Here is a 20,745-nt window from a genome sequence, read left to right as displayed (position 1 = left end):
TATAGGAGCGACTTTAGTTGCTCGTGTTAGAAACGGGCGTTGCCATAAATGGATTGGTTCGCTCCTCGCCGGTCGGCGTTCGGTTTTCGAGCGTGTCATTGTTCACGGTAAACGAAAATAGAGGCGTTTGGAACGCGTCTTCATAGATATGACGCACTGTCCAACCGTTTTCGGAAGCCGATTTGGCTGCGGCATTTTTCTTTGCCAACGCCATGCCTGCCTCTCGCATTCGCTCGCGATCAACGTGACGAAACTTGTTCATTCCTTTGCGGCTGACGACGTACCAGAAATCGACGGCGTCCACGGTTGGATCCACGACGACTTTTTGCAGCATCGTGTACTCGTCCACAAGAACGGGGCATTCGGCATTCGCTGTCGCCAGGGTTTCCCGCATGTCCTTCTTGGGACCAAACAGGTCACATCCCGACGCCATCGCCAAGCTGAAGACAACGAGACTAACGAAAAAGAACGTTTTTGGAGGGCGAGTCAACATTTGCGGGGACCGTTGCGAATCGTTTTGGTACACCAACAACCGACGTTGGTGTTCAAAAAAAACGTAGGTCCATTTGCACCCGCTCGCAAACGATCCAAATCGAAACAGTGCTCTCCATGTGAAGTGGGGCGTCACAACCGTCAATATCGGCTTGATCGTTTAGCAAACATCATCGAGATAGAACTTGCGAGTCTCGCCTGCTTGGTTGGCTTGCCACAGCCTTCTCGATTCGACGTCCAAACAACTGAGCCATCCGCTGCCGTACGCTCGCGTGTCGATGCAGATCGCGTTGTCGGTTCGAATGGGAAGGCCTGATTTCTGAGACGTGTGACCACACACGACGATCTTTCCCGAAACATGGCGAGGTTGATAACCAAATTTCTCCCAGTACAGAAAGTAATCTTCCTGCTCGCTCATCGGCACATCGGCATCGTAGCTGGCGTGCACGAAGATGTAATGGTCCGATTCATAGCAGGGCAAAACTCGATCACTGAGGAAGTTCCAATGGGACTGAGGCACATTTTCCAGGGTTTTCGCATCTGCTTTGCCATTGGGGGCGTACGAGCACAATGCGGCGTAACCTCCGAAGCCGAGCCAGCGTTCGCAAAGATCTTTGTTGTCACGGCTCTGGGCCATCATCAAATCGTGGTTGCCTCGCAGCGGAATCAGCTTGTGCGTTTTGTCTTTGCTGATCAACCAATCCAGCACGCGGCGTGAATCGGGGCCGCGGTCAACGTAATCCCCAAGCGTCACAACGCAATCGTCGGGGGTGATCTCGACAAACGTCTCCAGTGTGACGAGTGCCTTGTAGCAGCCATGAATATCCCCGATGGCAAGTAATCGCGGCATTTTTGTTGCTCCCTCAAATCCGTGCCCAACAATTCCCAGACCTCTTTTTAGAATAGCACTGGCCCACGTGGCAACCGCCGAAGGAAATCGCCGCTGTTTGGTCGTGCCCTCCCGCTGCGTACGCGATCAAGTAAGCGTTCCAAACGAATTGGCAGACGGTGTGCTCATTCCCCCCATGAAGGTCGGGGCAGCACCTTCGGTTTGCCGATATTTGCACCTCTTGACGCCAGCAAGTTGTAGGGCAAATGTGGGACCCTAACGTGTTTTTACGAATTTTTGTAACTTCAAACCTAATTGTCACGACCCTTTTGTCGTTCCCAGGGCGCTTGAAGTAAAGATTCTTGGTATTCTGTTAACATAAGTTCGGCGGACGGCAATCGTCGCCAAATCACTCCATGATTGACTACCTCTTCTAGAGTAAGGATGTTGCATGTCCGCAGACGCCGCGGCAAATCAGAACGGGATCAGCGAAGCTGACTCGAAACGGTTGCATGATGCTCGCAAGCGAATCATTGAACAATTGGGCAAAATCATCGTCGGCCAGGAAACGGTCATCGACGAAATCATGATCTGCCTATTTAGCCGAGGGCACTGCATGCTCGAGGGCGTCCCAGGGTTGGCCAAAACGCTGATGATCAGCACGTTGGCTCAAACTTTGGACCTGTCGTTCAGCCGGATCCAGTTCACGCCCGACTTGATGCCGGCCGACGTGACGGGCACGGAAATCATCGAAGAGGACCGCTCGACCGGCAAACGAGACTTTCGCTTCATGGAAGGTCCGCTGTTTGCCAATGTCGTTTTGGCAGACGAAATCAACCGCACGCCGCCGAAAACGCAAGCTGCATTGCTCGAAGCGATGCAGGAGCGTCAAGTCACCGTCGGGCGTAATCGGCATGTGCTGTCCGATCCGTTCTTCGTCTTGGCGACTCAGAACCCGATTGAACAAGAGGGAACCTATCCGCTTCCCGAAGCTCAGCAAGACCGGTTTATGTTCAAGGTCTATGTGGAGTACCCAAGCTTTGACGAAGAATTTGAAGTCGCACGTCGAACGACCGGGAAAGCGGCCGAAAAGGTCGAAGCGGTGTTGGGAGCCGAAGAGATTCTGAGGCTGCAAGAACTGGTTCGCCAAGTCCCCGTCAGCGACCATGTCGTCCGCTACGCACTTTCGCTAGTGCGTCAAACTCGCGTGGGCGGTGAGGGGGTTCCCGACTTTGTTGACGAATTGGTCGGTTGGGGTGCAGGCCCGCGAGCGGTTCAGTTTTTGATCCTCGGTGGCAAAGCACGCGCGCTTTTGGAAGGACGCTTTCATGTGCAGATCGAAGACATCCAATACTTGGCCAAACCGGTGCTTCGTCACCGCATGGTTGTCAACTTTGCCGCCGAAAGTGACGGAGTGACCAGCGACGACGTGATCGAACGCATTATTGCCGCGACGCCAACGACCGAGGACGAACTTTCCCGCGATGCCCGATTCCAAAAAATATTTGCGTCCTGAGGTTACCGCTCGGATTCGTCGACTCGAGTTGACGGCCCGCCGAGTGGTCGAAGGATTTTTATCGGGAATGCATCGGAGTCCCTACTTTGGACAATCGATCGAATTCCTGCAGCACCGCCAATACACTCGAGGCGACGAGATCCGTCACATCGATTGGAAGGTGTATGCACGTCAGGATCGGTTGCACATCAAACAGTACGAAGAGGAAACGAATCTTCGGCTGACGCTGCTTGTCGATCGTTCGGCCAGTATGGCGTACGGCGATGGGGAATCGAACAAGTTTGATTATTCGGCATCGATTGCCGCATCATTGGCCTACCTTGCATTACGTCAAAAGGATGCCACGGGGCTGGTGACGTTCGATACGAAAGTGCGAGCGACCGTGCCGGCAAAAAGCAATCAGCAACAATTGACGCGGATTTTGGCGACGCTCGATTCGGTCGGTGCCGATGGCCGCACCGATTTGGTGTCGGTTGTCAAGGAAATATCGCAAGGCCTACCACGTCGTGGATTGGTGGTGATTATTTCCGACTTGCTTGGCGTCGACTCGCTGCTAGACGGATTGAAAATGCTTCGCCAACGTGGGCATGACGTGGCGATGTTTCATGTGCTGCACGACCACGAAATTGACTTTGAATTTAATGGGGCCACTCGTTTTGAAGGGCTCGAAAGCGAAGACTTCTTAAACTGTAATCCACGTGCACTGCGTGAAGGATACTTGGCCGCACTGGACGAATTTTTGACGAGCACCAAGAAAGCGTGTGGGCGTTTATCGATTGACTATTTGCAAGTCCGCACTAGCGAACCACTGGACGCGGTGCTGGCTAAATTCCTGGCCGCCCGACAATCGCTGCCTAAATTGAAACGATAACCCCGACTGAAACGATAACTGCAGCAAAACCTTTGCTCTGCTGCTGATTTTTGTACTTTTACACTTCACTCTTCTGACTTCAAACTTCCCTTGTTTCTTTACCCCGCATTAACGATCGGCTTCTTGTTTGTCGCGGTGCCGTTGTTGGTCCACTTGATCAACATGCTTCGGCATCGACGACAAAAATGGGCTGCCATGGATTTTCTGCTCGCGAGTTACCGCAAGCAGAAAAAGTGGATTCGCTTGCGACAATTGCTGCTGTTGTTGGCTCGCTTAGCAGTGGCGGCCGTATTGATCGCGATGCTGTGCGGTTGGAACGGGGGCGGTCAGATACTCGGCGTGTTGGGCGGAACGACAACGCACCACGTCGTCGTTTTGGACGACAGCTATTCGATGGGCGATGCGTCGGGGGGAACCACGGCCTACGCCCGTGCGCTGCAAGCACTACAAGAATTGACGCGTCGACTCGCCACCGACGATGGCAATCATCAATTGACGGTGATGCGATCGAGTCGTGCGTCATTAACATTGCGAGGCGGTAGTGAGTCGGGTGACTCCGCAGCCGATTTGTCCGCTCAAACAGTGACATCCGATTCACGCTTGATCAGCCGAGTCATGTCGACATCCGCGTCGTCGGTGTTGACCGATTTGGTGCCGGCATTGGATTTAGCGACCGAGCTGATTCAATCAACTCCGGCGGATCAAAAGGTGTTGTACATCGCCAGCGATTTTCGCGACCGCGATTGGGCCGCACCTCAGCGGTTGGCCGAAGCGATGCGTGCGATTTCCGGAGACGACGTTTCGATTCGGATGATCGATTGTGCCACCGGCAACGCCGCCAATCTTTCGGTCGTCGATGTCTCGCCCGCCCAAGATGTTTGGGTCGCAGGCGTGCCAGTGGTGATCAACGCCAAAGTCCGCAACAACGGCACCAGCGACGTCAACAACGTGTCTCTCGAAAGTCGCGTTTATCACTATCCCAGCGAAGTGACTCAGCCTGATCCGACCTTGGTGACCAGCGGCCGCGTGGAAACGCTGCCCGCGCTGGTGATCGAGTCGTTGCCGGCAGGCGAAGAAGTGACCGTGACGTTCCAGGTCTTTATTGCCGAACAGGGAGTTCACGCGATCGAAGTTTCGTTACCCGAGGATGCGTTATCCATCGACAATAAACGGACCTGCACTTTGCCACTTTCGGATTCCGAAAAAGTGCTGGTCATCGACGCGGACCCCGAGGCTCGCGGGGCCTACCACGTTGCATCGGTGTTGGACCCGGGCAGCCAAGTTCGTATCGGTGCGATTCCCGACGTCCAGCCGCCTTCGTTTTTGCGATCCGCGACACTGGAGACATTTGCTGCCTATCGAGCAGTTTACTTGATCAATATCCCCGAAATCAATGAAAATGTCGCCGACGCGTTGGACCGTTATGTTCGTCGTGGCGGGGGCGTGATGTGGTTCCTCGGTGACGATATTCAACGCGATTCTTACAATCGCAATCTGCTTTCCGATGGACGACGATTGTTGCCGATGCCGCTGGACGAATCGAAACCGGTGGCACCGTCCGATGATGGCACGACTGCGGATGTGGTGTTTGGGGATTCGCCCGAGTTGCTCGCTCCGCTGAAAACGGCGGGCGACGCGGCACTGTCGCTGATCGGTTTGTCACGTTCCTGGACGCTTGAAACGCCTGGAATCGAGGCAACGGATGACCCCAATCGGCCACGCGTGAAAACGGTACTGAAACGTCGCGACGGAAACGCGTTTGTGACCCAGCATGATGTCGATCGAGGACGCGTGATCACGGTGCTCAGCGCGATTGACGGTCAATGGACCAATTGGCCCGGCGACCCCACGTTTGTTGTCTTTCTGTTACAAGCCAATGCGGATCTATGGAGTGGGGCGGCCCCGCCGACTCGCCGTTTTATCGACGAACCGGTCGAGCGAACCATCGCCTTGGATCAATACGCTCCGCAAGTAATGTATTTGCCCGCAACCGAACAACCCCCGCGAGTTCCCGTCGAAATGGTTGCCGAACCGATCCCAACCGACGCCAGCGCCGAAACACTCGCACGCGTGGTGTTGGATCCGATGGAGATGGTGATCGCAGGCGAAGCGAATGTCAGCGATATTTTGCAGCCGGGAATTTCGGAGTGGGCGTTTACGCAAACCGATGGACGCCGCAAAATCATTCCTGTGGCGTCGGTGATCCGCAGCGGCGAAGGCAATTTAAAGCGTGCCGATCCCGCCGTGATTCAACAAAACCTGTTGCCAGTGGATGTTCGATTTTTGAGTAGCGAAGCATGGAACGCCGAAAACCAGACGGCCGGAAGCTCGACGTTGACCCTGTTCTTGTTGGGACTGCTAGGGCTGTTGCTGGCAGCCGAACAAGCCTTGGCCTATTGGGCTAGTTACCACACATCGTCGACCGCTTTGGGTGGCGGCAAACGTGCGGCGAGTCATCTCGGAGCCTTTTCGTTGCGAGGTGCTCGATGAACGAAACAACCAACGCTAGCGTGAACCAAGCAATTGCGAACGCAGCCCCCAGCGCTGCCGAACACAACACTCAACACATTGTTTATGAATTCGCCCGAGCGACTTCGTTGGAAGGTTGGTGGTCGTGGGCGCTTTTGGTTGCTGCGATCGCCGCAATCTTGTTTGTTTGCATTCGCCTGTATCGGCGTGACACGAGCGAGTTAACGGTCGTCACGCGGCGAACCTTGATCGCATTGCGGTTGATGACCATCGCCGCACTGATTTTCTTTTTCTTTGATCTGCACCGACGAACCGAACGGATGGTGACGCGGCCGAGCGAAGTAACGATTCTGGTGGATACGAGCCAGAGTATGTCGCTGCCGGTCGGTTCGATGGCCAGCACGGAGAGTCGGGCCGAGCGGACAGCACGCCTGCTGAACGAATCCAATCTGCTCACAAAACTTGAAACCGAACATCGAGTCAGTATTTACTCATTTGACCAAACCAGTGAACCCAAGTTGTTGGAGTCACGGGGCGGGCCCGCGGTTACCAATCCAGACGATTCGGAGTTAGCACAGACGCGGCCGCCTGTTTCCAAATGGGCGACTGCCGGCGCATTGTTGATCGGAGTGGGGATCGTGTTGTCGGTGCTGTCGCTGCTGTTCGGGGTGGCCGGCCGCGTGGAGCTTGTCGGATGGTGTGTGGGCGGAGCCGCGTTTGCGTTTGCCCTGGGCATCATCGGGCTGGGCAGCGTTTACGCCATCAATACGCAGCGAAGTTTATCCCAAATTTTGGGGGTAGAGCCGAGTGCGATCGAACCGGTCTTGGACGACAAACTGCCGGTGGATGAGACAACGAAACCGCTTCGCGTATCGGATTGGGCCAAAGAGCTCGCAGCGACCGGAGCCCAAAGCCGGATCGGTGACGCGCTTCGCAGCGTGCTTGCCGACCATGATCCTTCGACGCTGGCAGGGGTGGTCGTATTAACCGATGGACAAAACAACGGCGGAGTCGGCTTGACCGCCGCGATTGCCACGGCAACCCGAAGCGAAGTCGCGGTGTTCCCGGTCGGTTTGGGTAGCAGCAGTGCCCCGACGAACGTCCGCGTGGTGGATCTCGATGCACCACGCCGCGTTTATCCCGGTGACAAGTTTGCGATCACAGCGATGTTGCAAGCCAGTGGTCCTAAAGAACTCGAAGTTGATGTGCAGTTGCTCGATAAGCTCGACGATGATGCTGCGGGAACCAACGAATCGGATCCCACCGCGAATCTGGGCGAGGTCATCGACAGCAAAAAAGTCAAAGTGGCCAGCGACGGCACGTTGTCGGCGATCCGTTTCGAAATGGAACCCGATTCGGTCGGCCGTCGCCGTCTAGCCGTCCGCGTCGTCTCTCCGAAGGAAGACCAAAACAAACGCGACGATGCTCGCGATGCACGTTACGAAGTGGTTGCCAAAAAACTTCGCGTGTTGGCGATCGCCGGTGGTCCGACACGCGAGTATCGCTTTGTTCGCAATCTGTTATTCCGTGACAAATCGATTGAGCTTGATGTTTGGTTGCAAACTGGTCGGCCGGGGATGAGCCAGGACGCCGATCAAGTGCTGCAAGAGTTTCCTTCGCGACCCGAGGACCTTTTCCAGTACGATACGATCATGGTGTTCGATCCCGATTGGACCGCGATCTCGGCCGAATCACTCGACTTGATGGATCGCTGGATCAGCCAACAAGCCGGCGGTTTGATCATCGTCGCTGGCCCCGTTTACCACCCGCAGTGGACTCGATTACGGACCGACCCTCGTGTTAGCCGGATCTCAGGTTTCTTTCCAGTGAATCTATCCACTCGCGGTGCCTTGCTGAGCGGCGGACGCCAAGGGGGCGACAATCCTTGGCCGCTGGACTTTACTCCCGAAGCCCGTCGTGCCGAGTTTTTGTGGGTTGCCGAAGACCCTGCCGAAAGCTTTGAAATCTGGCAACAATTTGGTGGCGTCTATGATTTTGTAGGCGTGAAAAGCGCCAAGCCGGGAGCCAAGGTTTACGCCAATTTTTCAGACCCGACGACCGAGATCGGTGGCACTAAACCGGTTTACTTGGCGTCTCACTTTTACGGTGCCGGACGGGTTTATTTCCAAGGCAGTGGTGAAATGTGGCGACTTCGCGGTGAGAGCGACGCCTATTTCGACAGTTACTACACCAAGCTGGTCCGCTGGGTCAGCGAGGGACGATTGATGCGTGACAGCACCCGAGGCGTGTTGCTGGTCGACTCGTCGCGAGTGATGGTGGGCGAGACGATTACGGTGCGTGCGATTTTGACCGACGACCAATTCGAGCCGTTGAATGTCCCTGAGGTGAGTGCAAAACTGCTGGCCCCAAGCGGCCGCATCGACGACATCAAATTGTTACCGCTTAAAGGTGAACCGCGACCGGGGACCTACGGGGGCCGCTTCGTGGTACGTGAGGCCGGCAGTTACGAATTGCGACTGACTCTGGGCGATGCACTCGAAGAACAAGTGCTGCGTCAAAGCGTGCAAGTCCGCTTGCCGACCGTCGAGCTTGAACGTCCCCGGCGTAACGATGATGAACTGAAACAACTTGCCGATATGACTGGCGGCACATATTCACCGATGGGCGAAGAAACGGATCTGCAATCGCTTGCGGGTTCGCTGACTTCGCTCTTAAAACCGCAACCTCAAACCACCGTTCTGCCGGGTACACCGGACATCGATTTTAACCGTCGTCGCAACATCGTGTTGATGTGGCTGATCGCGACCATGTTGACGATGGAATGGGTTACCCGGCGATTGCACCGATTGGCTTAGATGGGCACACAACTTTCACTTGATCCGAAACTTCGTCATCTTATCGATTCGCTCCGCCAGCGAATTCGTCGGTATGTGGTCGTGGATTCACTGTTGGCGATCGCCACCGTGGTACTGGCCGCGTTTTGGATCGGATTGGCGTTGGACTACGGCCCGGTATTGATGGGCGGCACTGAAATGCCACCGCTGGCACGATTGATCCTGTTGATCGTTGTTGCTGTGATCCTGCTGGTGATTGTGGCTCGGTTGCTGATTGGACGTTTGCGGCGACCGCTGCCCGACGACAGCTTGGCTCTGCTGTTGGAACGCCAACACCCGCATCTCGGTGGCCGCTTGGTGACCACCATTCAATTGAATCAATCCGGCCGCGTCCATGATTCGCACGCCGAAGAGCTGTTGAAACAAGTCCACAAGCAAGCGACTCAGGCGGTCGACGAAGTCGATACGTCGCGAGTTTTCTCTTGGCAACCGATCGTGCGAAAGTCGATGGTCGTCGCGCCGTTGTTGCTCGCGTCGCTCATATTGTTGATCTTCAGTCCTGCAGCGTTTGGCCGCGCCGCTGGTCGTTTGACGCTGTTGTCGAACGATCCCTGGCCGCGCCGCGCGAAGCTGGAAATGATCGGCGTTGAATTGCCCGTCATCACCGCCACGGATGAAGAGGCCTTGGCACCGGAGCTTGTCGAATTTGATGAACACGTGATTCGGCTGCCTCGTGGCAGTAGCGGGACGCTTCGCATTCGCGCTAAAGCCGAGGACGCCGAAGTTCCCGTCGTCTGCACTGTCTACTACCGAAGCGACGATGGGACTCGCGGCCAATCCAACATGCGTCGTATCGGACGTGTCGTTGACGGCTATCAATCGTTTGTTTTGGACGGGCCTCCGCTGGCGGGACTCAGCGATTCAATCTCGCTCAGTGTGCGAGGGCTGGATGCTCGGCTTGATGATTTCCGTATCGAAGCGGTCACGCCTCCGGCGATCACCAACATGAATGTTTCGGTTCGCTATCCCGATTACCTGCGTCCCGAAGGGGCTTCGAAATTTGATTTGCAGACGGGGTATCAAGCCGGATTGCGGTTGCGCGAGGGTAGCGACGTGGTGCTGACGGCCACCAGCAGTGTTCCGCTTGGCGATACCGATGTGCTGCTGAGAAACGATGCGGGCGAATTCCAGCGGGTCGAGTTAATCCCCAGCGAAGATCGTCGCCAAGGACAAATTGTGCTCGACAACTTTACCGCTTCGACCGCCGTTCGGATTGTGCCGCGTGATCAACAAGGTATCTCGGCGCAGTCACCCTACCGTTACTTTTTGGGGGTTGTCACCGACGAAGCGCCCGAAGTGCAAATGCGGCTTCAAGGGATCGGCACCGCCGTAACCGCCATCGCCAAGATTCCGTTGGAAGTGGTAGCGAAAGATGATTATGGAATTGAATCACTCGAAGTCTCGGTAACGCAGTTGGCCAATGAGGACGAAGCTGCTGCGAATGAGGGAAAAGCGAAATCCGATGCTGCGGAAACGAGTCCCGTCGAAGCTAACGGCGTCGACTTGGCTTTGAAATGGGACCGGGACGGAAACGCGAAAACCGAAATCGACTTGCGTGATCTTGTTTCCGAACAGCGTATGCCCGAACTCATTCCCGGCGGCGTGATCCATGTATTTGCCGAGGCCAGTGACGGTTACGATCTGGGCCAATCGCACCTCACCCGCAGTGAGTTGTATCGATTGGAGATTGTCACGCCCGAGAAGTTGTTGGCACTACTTGAGCGGCGTGAATTGGGGCTGCGTACGCGGTTGGAACAAACCATTGACGAAACGCGGAATCTGCGAGATACGCTCGATTTGCTTCGCCGCCGAGGCTTTGACGCCGCTGCGGATCCGGCGACCGAAGATGCGGATCCAACCCGTGCGGCGCAGGTTCGGCTGCTGCGAGTCCAACAAACCGGGCTGCAAACCAACAAAACGACAGAGGAATTGACCGGGATTGCCGCTTCCTTGGACGATTTGTTGCAAGAGATGATTAACAACCGCGTCGATTCTGCGGACCGTCGCGAACGCATTGGCGTCGGGGTGCGAGATCCCTTGAAAAGCATCGTTTCTGGACCGTTGCAGCGTTTGAAGGACCAGATTCGAGCGATTGAACAAAGTATCGAAACGCCCCAGGACGCGTCTGCGAAAACGAAAGAAGCGGTCCAGACGGCGGAAGACGTTTTGCTGCAATTGACCGCCGTGCTGGAAAAGATGCTTGATTTGGAAAGCTATAATGAAATCCTTGACATGGTGCGAGAGTTGATCGACGACCAAAACGAACTGCTCGACGAAACCAAAGCGGAACAGAAAAAACGTGTGTTAGACCTGTTCAAATAGGGAGCGGACGAACGATTGAGCCGTGAGCCGTAAGGCACCGGGTAATGCGTGGGACAAGCCGCTCACGCGCGAGTGGCTCACTAAATCAATAGCCAGCTCGCACCGCACCGCTAAAAATTGCATGACGGTTTTGCCGTAACACGATTAATCCGAGTGATCGAATCATGATTCAACCAAAGACTCTTAGAAACCTCGTCTTCATTTTCGGGCTCGGGTTTCTGCTCAGCGGCTTCGTTGCAGCCCCATTTGCCACCGCTCAGGAAGCGAACCTTCCCGAACGCCAAACCGGTGTTGCGTCGCGTTACGAGCGGTTGGAAGAACTGTTGCTGCGGCTGGCCGAGATGGAAGCCGCTGAAAATCCGGAACGTGCCGCGTTGTTGCGCCGGGCGGCGCGTCAATCACGTGACCAATTTGTGCTCAGCCAACTGCGTGACGCCACCGACGCACTAGAAAACCAGCGGTTCCAAGAAGCCGTTGACAAACAAAAGGGAGCCGCCGATGGACTGCAAGGATTGTTGCAGTTGCTGATGAGCGAGGATCGTTCGAAGCGAATTCGCGATGAAAAACAGCGAGTTGCAAACCTGATCAAAGATCTAAAACGAGTCGAACGTGCCGAGCGAAGTACACGGGCTCGGAATGAAAACGATGCCGATTTGAAAGAGGTGCAGGCCGAACAGGAAGCGATCACCAAACGCAGCGAAGCACTGCAGGCGGAACTGTCCGAGAAAGATGCCGAAGACCAATCGGCAGAGGAAAAAGGCGACGACGGATCAGACGACAAACAGGATAAAGGGGACGAGAAACCCGCCAAGCCGGGTGAGGAATCGGATTCGCCCAAGGATTCAAATGATCCAAAATCCGGGGATACGAAATCGGACGATGCCAAATCCGATAAAGGGGAAGGCATGGACCCCCAAACCCCGAGTGAGCAAAAGCCTGGCGAATCGGGCGATCCATCCGAGAACAAGCCGAGCGAGTCTGAATCCCCCAAACCGTCGGATGCCAAACCATCGGACGCAAAGCCGTCCGAAGCAAAACCATCGGATTCCAAACCAAGTGGCGATCCATCGCAGTCGCCCCCAGGTGAAGAATCTTCGCCCGAGTCATCGGATTCGCCCCAAGATCAAGCTCAGTCGCCGCAGAGCCCTCAACAACAAGCCGAGCAGCAGTTGCAAAAGGCGATCGAGAAAATGAAGGAAGCGGAAAAGGAACTTGAAAAAAACAAGCGAGCCGCCGCGACGGAGAAACAGCGAGAAGCCGAGGACAATCTGCGTGAGGCCATTGATCGACTCGAGCGGATTTTGCGTCAGTTGCGCGAAGAAGAGATGCAACGCGAGCTGGCGAAGCTCGAAAGTCGGCTGCGGCGGATGGCAGCGATGCAGTCCAAGGTTTTGGATGACACGATTGCACTGGCAGCGACCCCGAAATCCCAGCGCAACCGTCAAACCGACCTAAAAGCGGGTGATTTGGCGTTTGAAGAAAAGAAAATTACGCTCGAAGCGGACCGAGCGATGCTATTACTACGTGAAGAAGGTTCGAGTGTCGCGTTCCCCGAGGTTGTCTCACAAATTCGACTTGATACGACGCACGTGGCCGAACGGCTCGGAGAGACTAAGATAGATGCAGTGACGCAAGGGATCCAGCAAGACATATTAGCGGCTCTTGAGGAGATGATTGCCGCCACTCAGAAGGCCCAGCGGGACCTGGAAAAGAAGAAGCAGCAACAGCAGGGCCAGCCTCAGCAGGGGGGAAAGCAAGAGCAACCCCTTGTCGAAGCACTGGCCGAATTGAAATTGATCCGTACGATGGAAACGCGGATAAAAACAACGACATCCCGCTACTCGGGGTTGTTAGAATCTAAGGAATCAACGGCAGACGAGACATTGCCCTTGCTTCAAGACTTGTCTGAACGTCAGAATCGGCTGTATCAAATCACTCGTGACTTGGTGCTCAAACGCAATCAATAAAACTGCGAGGTTGTCTGTGGGTTACACCAACGCTTCTCAAAGAGCCCTTCATCAAACCGCGTCTGCCCACCCCAGACCGTCGGCGGTGAAAGTGTCCGAGTCAAAACACCATGCGGTTTACCGCTGGTTGATCGCATTTTTTGTCTGGGTCTCGATGGCGATTTTCGCTTCGATGGTGATCGGTGCGGATGCGCTGGAGCGTCGAGCAAGTTGGCAGGCCTACAACGTCGACGAGATGTCGCAGATGTTGCGATCGTCGTTGGATGAACTCGGAATTGTTCCCGATCGGATGGACAAAGCCTCGGACGAATTTGTTTCGGCGATCGAAAAAAATGACGCCGATTCGCTCGACGCCTTCGTCGCGGTGATTCGTGGTATCGCACCCACCGTTGAAAACCTGGTTAGCTCGACCCAGCGAAGTCTTGCTGCCGCCAGTGCCAGCATCGACCCCAACACCCCCGCCTATGGCGAGATTGAATCCTTGCCCAAGACGATGCGGATGAGCGTTCGCACATGGTTGGGCCGCGAATTGGTTCGCAATCGACTTTACGACGAAGCCCTTCCGGTAATTGCCGAAGTCGATCCGACCGAATCGATCGATCCCGCCGCGGTGCTGTTCTATCGCGGTGCTTGCTACCATGCGCTGCTGATGAAAAAGGAAGCGTTGGCCGATTTGCGTCGTCTGCTCGAAAACGAAGATGATTGCCCGATCCGATTCTCGCGAACCGCGACGATGATGGTTTCCGACATCAAACCGCTCAAAGAAGATTCACTCGACGAGATCTCTCGCATCATGACCGATGTGACTCGCCGTTTGGATTTGGGCCGCAGCGATGAACAAGTCGAGAAGCGTGAGCAGGAGATCATCGACAAGTTGACGAAGCTGATCGAGAAGATCGAAGAGCAACAACAACAACAGCAGCAACAGCAACAACAATCCAGCGGCGGCCAAGGAGGTCAGGGTGGCCAAGGTGCCCCGATGGCCGACAGCCAAGCGGGTGGCGCCAGCGGCAATGGCGATGTGGATCGAAAGAAGATCAAGGATCGTGACGGATGGGGAAACCTGCCGCCCGCCGAACGCAACGAGGCGCTTCAGCAAATCAGCCGTGACTTGCCCACGCACTATCGCGAAGCCATCGAAGCCTACTTTCGCAAACTGGCCACCGAAGGCCAGTGAGTTCTCAGACGCCACGTGTTGGTGCTGAATTCACCTCCCCTTTGGGGAGGTCAGAGATGGCGGTAGCCGTCTCTGGGTGGGGCTCGCAGTGTTAGAGGTGGATGGTGCAAGCATGGTTTCACCTGCCCTCCCCGGCCGCTTCCTGCGGTCGACCCTCCCGCACACGGGAGGGTAAATCAGATTCACCTCCCCAAAGGGGAGGTCAGAGTCGGCGGTAGCCGTCTCTGGGTGGGGCTCGCAGTGTTAGCGGTGCAACGTGCAAGCAAAAATTCACCAGCCCTCCCCGGCCGCTTCCTGCGGCCGACCCTCCCTCTGGGAGGGTGAATTCTAAATCACTTCCCCGCTAAAACTTCCAGCGGTATTCCATCCGCGTGCCGTACACGTCCTGCAGCTCGCCTCGCCAGCCGTACATCACATCAAAACGCAATAATGTGGCGTTGGTTAGCGGCACTTGGTAACGCGTTCCCGCGGCAAATTGGTCCGCCGGAACTGCGGGGTTGCCGTTTCCGTGCGGCGTGACATATGCCAATTCGAGCAGCCACTGGTGACCGAGATCGTCGGCAATCAAATCGACGCCGACCGCTCCACCCGCGGTGTCGGCTGCGGTCGGGTCAAGCGTGGCAAAACCGTTTAGTCCGTCCGACTCGAAGTTGATCCCGGTGTTACGCAAGATCCCGCCCGAACCTGCCGCTCGCGCAACCGATTGAGGACGATCCCAGCCATAGAAGAAGTTGGCATAAGGGACAAACGTCAATGGATTCGCGGTGATCCAGCTGTTCTCGACCAACAGCAGTGCCCCATCCGCAGTCCGCTCATCCTTTGGCAGATCTTGGCCCGAGTTAACGATCACACGAATGCTGTTACTGATTCGGTCGAAATAGCGACGCGTGAAGCTGGCGGTCATGTTGTGATAGCTCCGCTCGCTTTGGTTGCGATCACGCACATAGGCGTAGCCGGTTTCGATATACCCGCCATAGGCTTCGATGAACCACGCGGTGCCAAACGCTTGTGCGGCATGTTCATCGCTGCCAAATGCCGCACTGTTGATTTGATCGACGACCGCAAAGAAAGTAGCGTCAAAGTTTGACCAATTCAGTAGCCGGCTGTGCCCCGAGGGCAAAGCAAACGCTGCACCCGTGACCGCGTCTTCCATCCAGATCCCGTTTTGGAACAACAGCGGCACCAAACCGATCGTGAACGGCAACTCGAACGGAGAGGTTCGCGACTGCGATGCTCCCATCAACACACCGAGATCGCCTTCGTAGAATCCCGTTACAGGAGTCAAATCAAATTCGCTTCGGTACTTGATGTCGTCACCCACTTTTTCCCAGCGAGTGAATTGGTTGTTTTTATCAAGCGGTCCCACGAAAGCGTGGAATCGATCGGTATCGGTGAGTTGTAAATCAAGATCTAGATTCAATCGGCTCGCCAAGTTGTCGGTGCGTCCGGCGGCGTTTCGTCCGGCTGCGATCCCGGTTCGGTAATCGCCGTACACATAGAACTTGGGCCGAACCAGATTGGTGGGGCCAAACCAATCGATCCCCTCTGGCGTGATTCCGTCGCCATACCACTGGCGGCCCCACTGAACCAAGGGGTATTGGGTCGGCACGTCACTTTTGGCATCGTAGGGCCACTGTTCCCGTTGGCCGTCGTGGTACATTGACGTGTTTGGGATCGGCGTCGGTGAAAAGTCGCTCGAAAAATCACTCGATGCATGAGGCGATGAGTTGTTTGACGAATTGTAAGCTGCATTCGCCCGCGGATCGAAATTGTGTTGAATCGCAAACAAAGACGGATCGTCATCCGCGGTCTGATTCAGCGTCAGCACCGGATCGGGGAAATCCAACGAACGGCTTGGAATCGGATCGAGGGCGGACGGTGAAGTTTCGAGTTCCGGTCGTTGGGAAACGCGTGTCTGCAGCGACTGATAAAACCGATTGGTCACGAATTCGGTCTCGGGCAACATCCATACCGATTCTTCGAAAGAGATCGGCATCGTGGTTTCGTGTTTCGTATCGATGGGGGCCACATCTGCCAACGCATCCACCAACGGCAATCGCGTCGGGTGCTTGACGCTCGGTAACCACGTCGGGTTTTGTGCGATACTGAAACTAGCCGATCCGACCATCCCCAATCCGATCATCCCAACGAGTGCCAAGATGCTCAGAACAGGGTGAGTCACGACCGCACGCTGTCCAGCGACTTGCCGTGAAGCCATCCGACGGGCAGCATGAAGCTGTCTCACAAGAGAATCGACGATGTTGATGGTCTGCTTCACGACAACGATTCGGAATTTGGATGGGGATTAAATGCGATCAGATGTCGCGATGAAAACAAGTTTGACAAACGAATAAACTATCGAACCAAGAACGTGTGGCTGCTCTGTCGTACGTCCAGCATATTGGCCGTCATGCGGCGAATCATGTCGGGCGTACTATTGATTTGACGCATGAAATAGGGCGGTTCCATTCGACTTCGCATGCGAACGCTCAAGCGGTAAGGTCCCTTTTTTTGCATCACCGATGCGGGGATGTGGTACTTCGGCATGCGATGATCCAGCGGCGGGATTGAGTGCGCTTCCATGCGGATCAGAGGCGGATGGTTCAGCACGCTGACCGGAACAGCACCGGGACGCAGAAAGACCAATTGATCCACGCTGAAATTCAATGGCAACGCCACTTCACGATCGGTGCCACGAACATTGTTGATCAAAAATTTGGTTTGCAGATTGAACAGCCCCTTGTCTCGCGGCACCTGCCCCTTGGCCACATCATAGGAATTCATATCCGCAAGATCGGCGTTCGAATCGAGGTAGCCGCTTTCCCAGACCCGTTGTCCGTCGGGATCGATCAGCGCGACGTTTAGCCATAGTTGGGGCTGGGCGCCGAGCGATCCGGTGGGCAAGTTGTGTCCTTCGCTGATATTAGAGACTCGATAGGCGATGTTCAGCGGAGCCCCGGAGCGAGGTTCGCTCAAAAAGATCGGACCTTTGACGTCCACGCCCGCTTCGAGGGTGATCACGGCGGTCGAGCGTTTCTCTTCGATCTTTAGCAGGTTGGCATCAATGATGCGGCGTGCGTCCCGACGGTCGTCGGTGTTATCCCACGGCGGCGGAAAGTGCATCCCCGGCGTTACCGCTTGCTCGAATGCTTCGGTTCCCCAACCAGCACGGTCATCGAAATCGAGCCACTGGCGTGGCGAGTATTGTTTGGCCTTGGGATTGTGAGGGAAAATTCCAGGATGAGCGATCGGGTAGCCCGGCCCCCAAAACGAGTGATTCGCGTGCTTCTTTGGCTCGCCATATGGTTTGTCATTCAGCACGGCAGCGTGACAATAATCGTAGCCCTCGGCTTTGCCAGGGACTGCACCCATGTGACAATCTTGGCACGAAATGCCTTTTGCCGCTGCAGGTCCGTGACGGTATTGCGAGTGCACGACTTCCAACGCAATCCCAGGCTGGACCGCGACTTGGTGACACGAAACACAGACGTCACTGTTTGTTAGTGGTTCAAAGAAGAAACTGGCCGAGTGCATCGGTTGCCCGGGACCCGTTTGATGCGGCGACAATTTTAGTTTCAGCTCTTCCGCATGAGCGACTGCATCGGCAACGCCCGTATAGTGCGAACCGCTGCCCACCGGTTGATGAATGTCGCCGGGTTCAATCCGCCGGTCGCCGTTGCTTCCGCGCCAATAGTGTTCGTTCACCCGATGGCAGGCGATGCAGGTGATCCCTTCGCGAACAACGGGCGGCATATCAAGTACGCTGGTCGATCGGGGTAACTCTAGCTGCGTCGCGACGGGAGAATGGCAACGCACGCAGAACGAGCCGACTGTTCCTTGCGTGTACTCCTGCATCACTTGCTCAAACCGCTGAAACATCGGCGACACGACCGCGTAAGCGTGCGAGCTGACACTCCACTCGTCATAGTGTTTCGGGTGACAACTGCGACACGTTTCGGCCGACGGATAACTGTTCTCGGTCCACAAGGCCTCGTGAGGATCTTTTGCAACGGGAGCAGCTGGCTTGGCGCCGGAATCGGCGGGGGCGGTTATCGAAGGACCAAGGTAGTCCAGCGGATCTGACAACCGGTCGCGTTCGGTACCACGACCACTCGTCATCGGGTCTGACCCCAGCAGATCGTCACTGCCTAGCGAACCATCTCCAAGTAAATCGTCATCTCCCCCTATCAAATCGTCCCCTAGATGGTCGTTACCGCGCAGGTCGCTACCGAGCAGATCATCCTCGGACGCTAGCAGATCGTCATCGCTGGCAAGCAGGTCGTCGTCGTAGTCGAGTGCTAGCAAGTCACGAGTTTGTTTCTCACTTGCGATACGGTCACTCTGTTTGGCAGCAATCCGTACCGGTCGGTCGGCGCGTGAATTCGGCGAGTCGTCCGCGTAGGCGGAAAACCACGTGATCGTCGCGATGCCCGCACACAGCAGTGGGATTGCGATGGGACGCATGGGGAAACAGTCTCGGGTTCGAGCCAAAGGACAAAGTGCAAGCCGTGGTAACACACAGCCGCGTTTCTGTTGTCCATCGACACGATTCGATCGCTACCACACTCCCAACAGGTTTTTGGGGACAAGTCGACCTAATCGGCAAGGTTTGACATGGTGGTGCGTGGTGGACGAGGCAACGAGTCCAACGAAAAAAGAAAAAAGCGGAGACTTGTCGCCTCGTCCACTATCCGAAAAGCGAGATGTGAGAAAGCTCTAGCCTGCCTAATCGATACAAATCGCACGTTCTGCCTCAACGAATTCTCTTTCGGAATTCTCGTAACAGATCGTTTCGACTCCAGCTTCGATTTAGCAGTAGGGTTTGCTGGAGAGTTCTATTGCCGAGGGGAATCGTGTTTGTGAACTCTCTCCTTTTCTAACATCCATTGCTTCCCGACGATGGAAAATCTAATCGCATGAATCAATCAATTGAAACCTGTTCTGACGAAGAACATCCCGAAGGCGAATCGACCTTTTTTCGCTGCCCCATTCAGCAATCGGATGGCAAGGCGATGATCCGCGTCGGGCGTAAACGCATCCCTGTGACTGTGCAAGAAACGTCGATCGACGGATTTACGTTGATGGTGGCTGCCAAGCACGCGTCCCAAATCCAGATTTCTGGACCTTGGGAATTGGAGTTTGCTGACGCTCGCACCGAAGTTCATCCGCAGTGGATTTTCAACGCGCCCGATGGGAACGCACAACTCGCCGTTCGCCGTTTACGTGACCTGACAAAACCGGATCCGATCCGCTCGACGTGGTGGACTCCGTTCAGGCAAAACCGCTACAAACAATCAGGCAACGGCACGATTGCGTTTGGCGGCTTCATACTCGCATTCATCGCGTTGTTGGGGCTCCCCGGCTTCGGCGAAAAGCTGGGCTCGGCACATTACATCCAATCGGCAATCGTGTGGGTTTACAAAGGAATCCACATGGAGATCAAAGAGTGGTGGTAGCAAAAGTCGTCAAGACCTTCGTTCAGCTCCGCAACGCAGTGAGAATCCTGGCGTAGCTCGGCTGCCGACTTTCGTTTAGATCGTGGAGCGAGCAACGACTTTATCAAAACGATGGATTGGGAAATTCGTTCTGCGCACTTAACTCGGTTTCGTCGTCGTCTTGGTCGTAGTCGAGAACCGAATGCACAGAATACGGATTCAGCCGCTCTTTGCCGCCCAGTTGTACCAAGTGGATTAGGAATGAGCAGCCGACGATTTCAGCATCACACTTTTCCAACAGTCGGCAACATGCTTCCATTGTCCCGCCGGTGGCCAGTAGATCGTCGACAATCAAGACGCGTTGGCCTGGTTTGACCCCATCGACATGGATCTGTAGCTCGTCGGTGCCATATTCCAACTCATACGCAAACGAGTGCATGTTGAACGGCAACTTGCCTGGTTTGCGAATGGGGACAAAACCGGCACCGAGCCGAATCGCGAGCGGAGCGGCAAAGATGAAGCCACGAGCTTCTGCCGCAGCAACGATGTCAATCTTGGCGTCCAAAAATGGCTCGGCCATTGCCTCGGTAGCGGCGGCCAACGCCTTCGGGTCTGCCAACATCGGGGTGATGTCCCGAAACAGAATCCCCGGTTGTGGGTAATCGGGAATGTCTCGGACGAAACGACGAAGATCCAACATGGAAATGGCTCGTGTGGTGTGAAACATAAAGTGGATCAATACAGCCTAAAGCAGAGCCAAACGTGAAGGTAGTAGGCTGCGGATTTTGAAATCCTGATACGATCGACACGAG

13 protein-coding genes are annotated in these 20,745 nt (G+C 55.4%); 8 read left to right on the top strand and 5 right to left on the bottom strand.

What is annotated here, in order from left to right:
• Positions 1–13: 13 nt before the first annotated feature.
• Both SH528x_RS26310 and SH528x_RS26305 read right to left on the bottom strand, forming a co-directional pair.
• Entirely contained in the window at positions 14–493 is a 480-nt protein-coding gene (locus tag SH528x_RS26310) for a hypothetical protein (RefSeq protein ID WP_442506418.1), read from the bottom strand.
• 159 nt (positions 494–652) lie between these two features.
• Complete coding sequence (locus tag SH528x_RS26305; protein WP_442506417.1) at positions 653–1,342, bottom strand: metallophosphoesterase family protein; 690 nt, start codon at positions 1,340–1,342, stop codon at positions 653–655.
• 430 nt (positions 1,343–1,772) lie between these two features.
• Between SH528x_RS26305 and SH528x_RS26300 the strand changes: the two genes are divergently transcribed.
• The 7 genes from SH528x_RS26300 to SH528x_RS26270 all read left to right on the top strand — a co-directional run bounded on the left by SH528x_RS26300 (position 1,773) and on the right by SH528x_RS26270 (position 14,498).
• Entirely contained in the window at positions 1,773–2,837 is a 1,065-nt protein-coding gene (locus SH528x_RS26300) for an AAA family ATPase (RefSeq protein WP_442506416.1), read from the top strand.
• On the top strand, positions 2,827–3,708 hold the full coding sequence (locus tag SH528x_RS26295) for a DUF58 domain-containing protein (RefSeq protein WP_442512180.1): 882 nt from the start codon (positions 2,827–2,829) through the stop codon (positions 3,706–3,708). The genes SH528x_RS26300 and SH528x_RS26295 overlap by 11 nt, the downstream gene beginning before the upstream one ends.
• A gap of 90 nt (positions 3,709–3,798) precedes the next feature.
• Complete coding sequence (locus SH528x_RS26290; protein WP_442506415.1) at positions 3,799–6,198, top strand: BatA domain-containing protein; 2,400 nt, start codon at positions 3,799–3,801, stop codon at positions 6,196–6,198.
• On the top strand, positions 6,195–8,993 hold the full coding sequence (locus tag SH528x_RS26285) for a VWA domain-containing protein (protein ID WP_442506414.1): 2,799 nt from the start codon (positions 6,195–6,197) through the stop codon (positions 8,991–8,993). The genes SH528x_RS26290 and SH528x_RS26285 overlap by 4 nt, the downstream gene beginning before the upstream one ends.
• Positions 8,994–11,354, top strand: a complete 2,361-nt coding sequence (locus tag SH528x_RS26280) for a polyketide synthase (RefSeq protein WP_442506413.1) — start codon at positions 8,994–8,996, stop codon at positions 11,352–11,354.
• A 164-nt stretch (positions 11,355–11,518) separates the two neighbouring features.
• Complete coding sequence (locus tag SH528x_RS26275; RefSeq protein WP_442506412.1) at positions 11,519–13,321, top strand: hypothetical protein; 1,803 nt, start codon at positions 11,519–11,521, stop codon at positions 13,319–13,321.
• 91 nt (positions 13,322–13,412) lie between these two features.
• On the top strand, positions 13,413–14,498 hold the full coding sequence (locus SH528x_RS26270; protein WP_442506411.1) for a hypothetical protein: 1,086 nt from the start codon (positions 13,413–13,415) through the stop codon (positions 14,496–14,498).
• Between the two features lie 343 nt (positions 14,499–14,841).
• On the opposite strand, the gene SH528x_RS26265 is transcribed toward SH528x_RS26270, so the two are convergent.
• Both SH528x_RS26265 and SH528x_RS26260 read right to left on the bottom strand, forming a co-directional pair.
• Entirely contained in the window at positions 14,842–16,716 is a 1,875-nt protein-coding gene (locus SH528x_RS26265) for a hypothetical protein (protein ID WP_442506410.1), read from the bottom strand.
• 137 nt (positions 16,717–16,853) lie between these two features.
• Positions 16,854–18,962 carry a multiheme c-type cytochrome gene (locus SH528x_RS26260; RefSeq protein WP_442506409.1) on the bottom strand — a complete coding sequence of 703 codons (2,109 nt, stop codon included), beginning with the start codon at positions 18,960–18,962 and terminating at the stop codon, positions 16,854–16,856.
• A gap of 452 nt (positions 18,963–19,414) precedes the next feature.
• Here SH528x_RS26260 and SH528x_RS26255 point away from each other — a divergent pair, with 452 nt between their 5' ends.
• The gene (locus SH528x_RS26255; RefSeq protein WP_442506408.1) at positions 19,415–19,954 is read left to right on the top strand and encodes a hypothetical protein; all 540 of its coding nucleotides are present in this window, start codon (positions 19,415–19,417) and stop codon (positions 19,952–19,954) included.
• Positions 19,955–20,057: 103 nt separating this feature from the next.
• Here SH528x_RS26255 and SH528x_RS26250 read toward each other — a convergent pair whose 3' ends face one another.
• Positions 20,058–20,633 carry an adenine phosphoribosyltransferase gene (locus SH528x_RS26250; protein WP_442506407.1) on the bottom strand — a complete coding sequence of 192 codons (576 nt, stop codon included), beginning with the start codon at positions 20,631–20,633 and terminating at the stop codon, positions 20,058–20,060.
• Positions 20,634–20,745 lie beyond the last annotated feature (112 nt).

The organism is Novipirellula methanifontis, assembly GCF_052161655.1.
In the GTDB taxonomy this organism is placed as follows: domain Bacteria; phylum Planctomycetota; class Planctomycetia; order Pirellulales; family Pirellulaceae; genus Novipirellula.
This window is presented reverse-complemented; position numbering and strand designations above follow the sequence as displayed.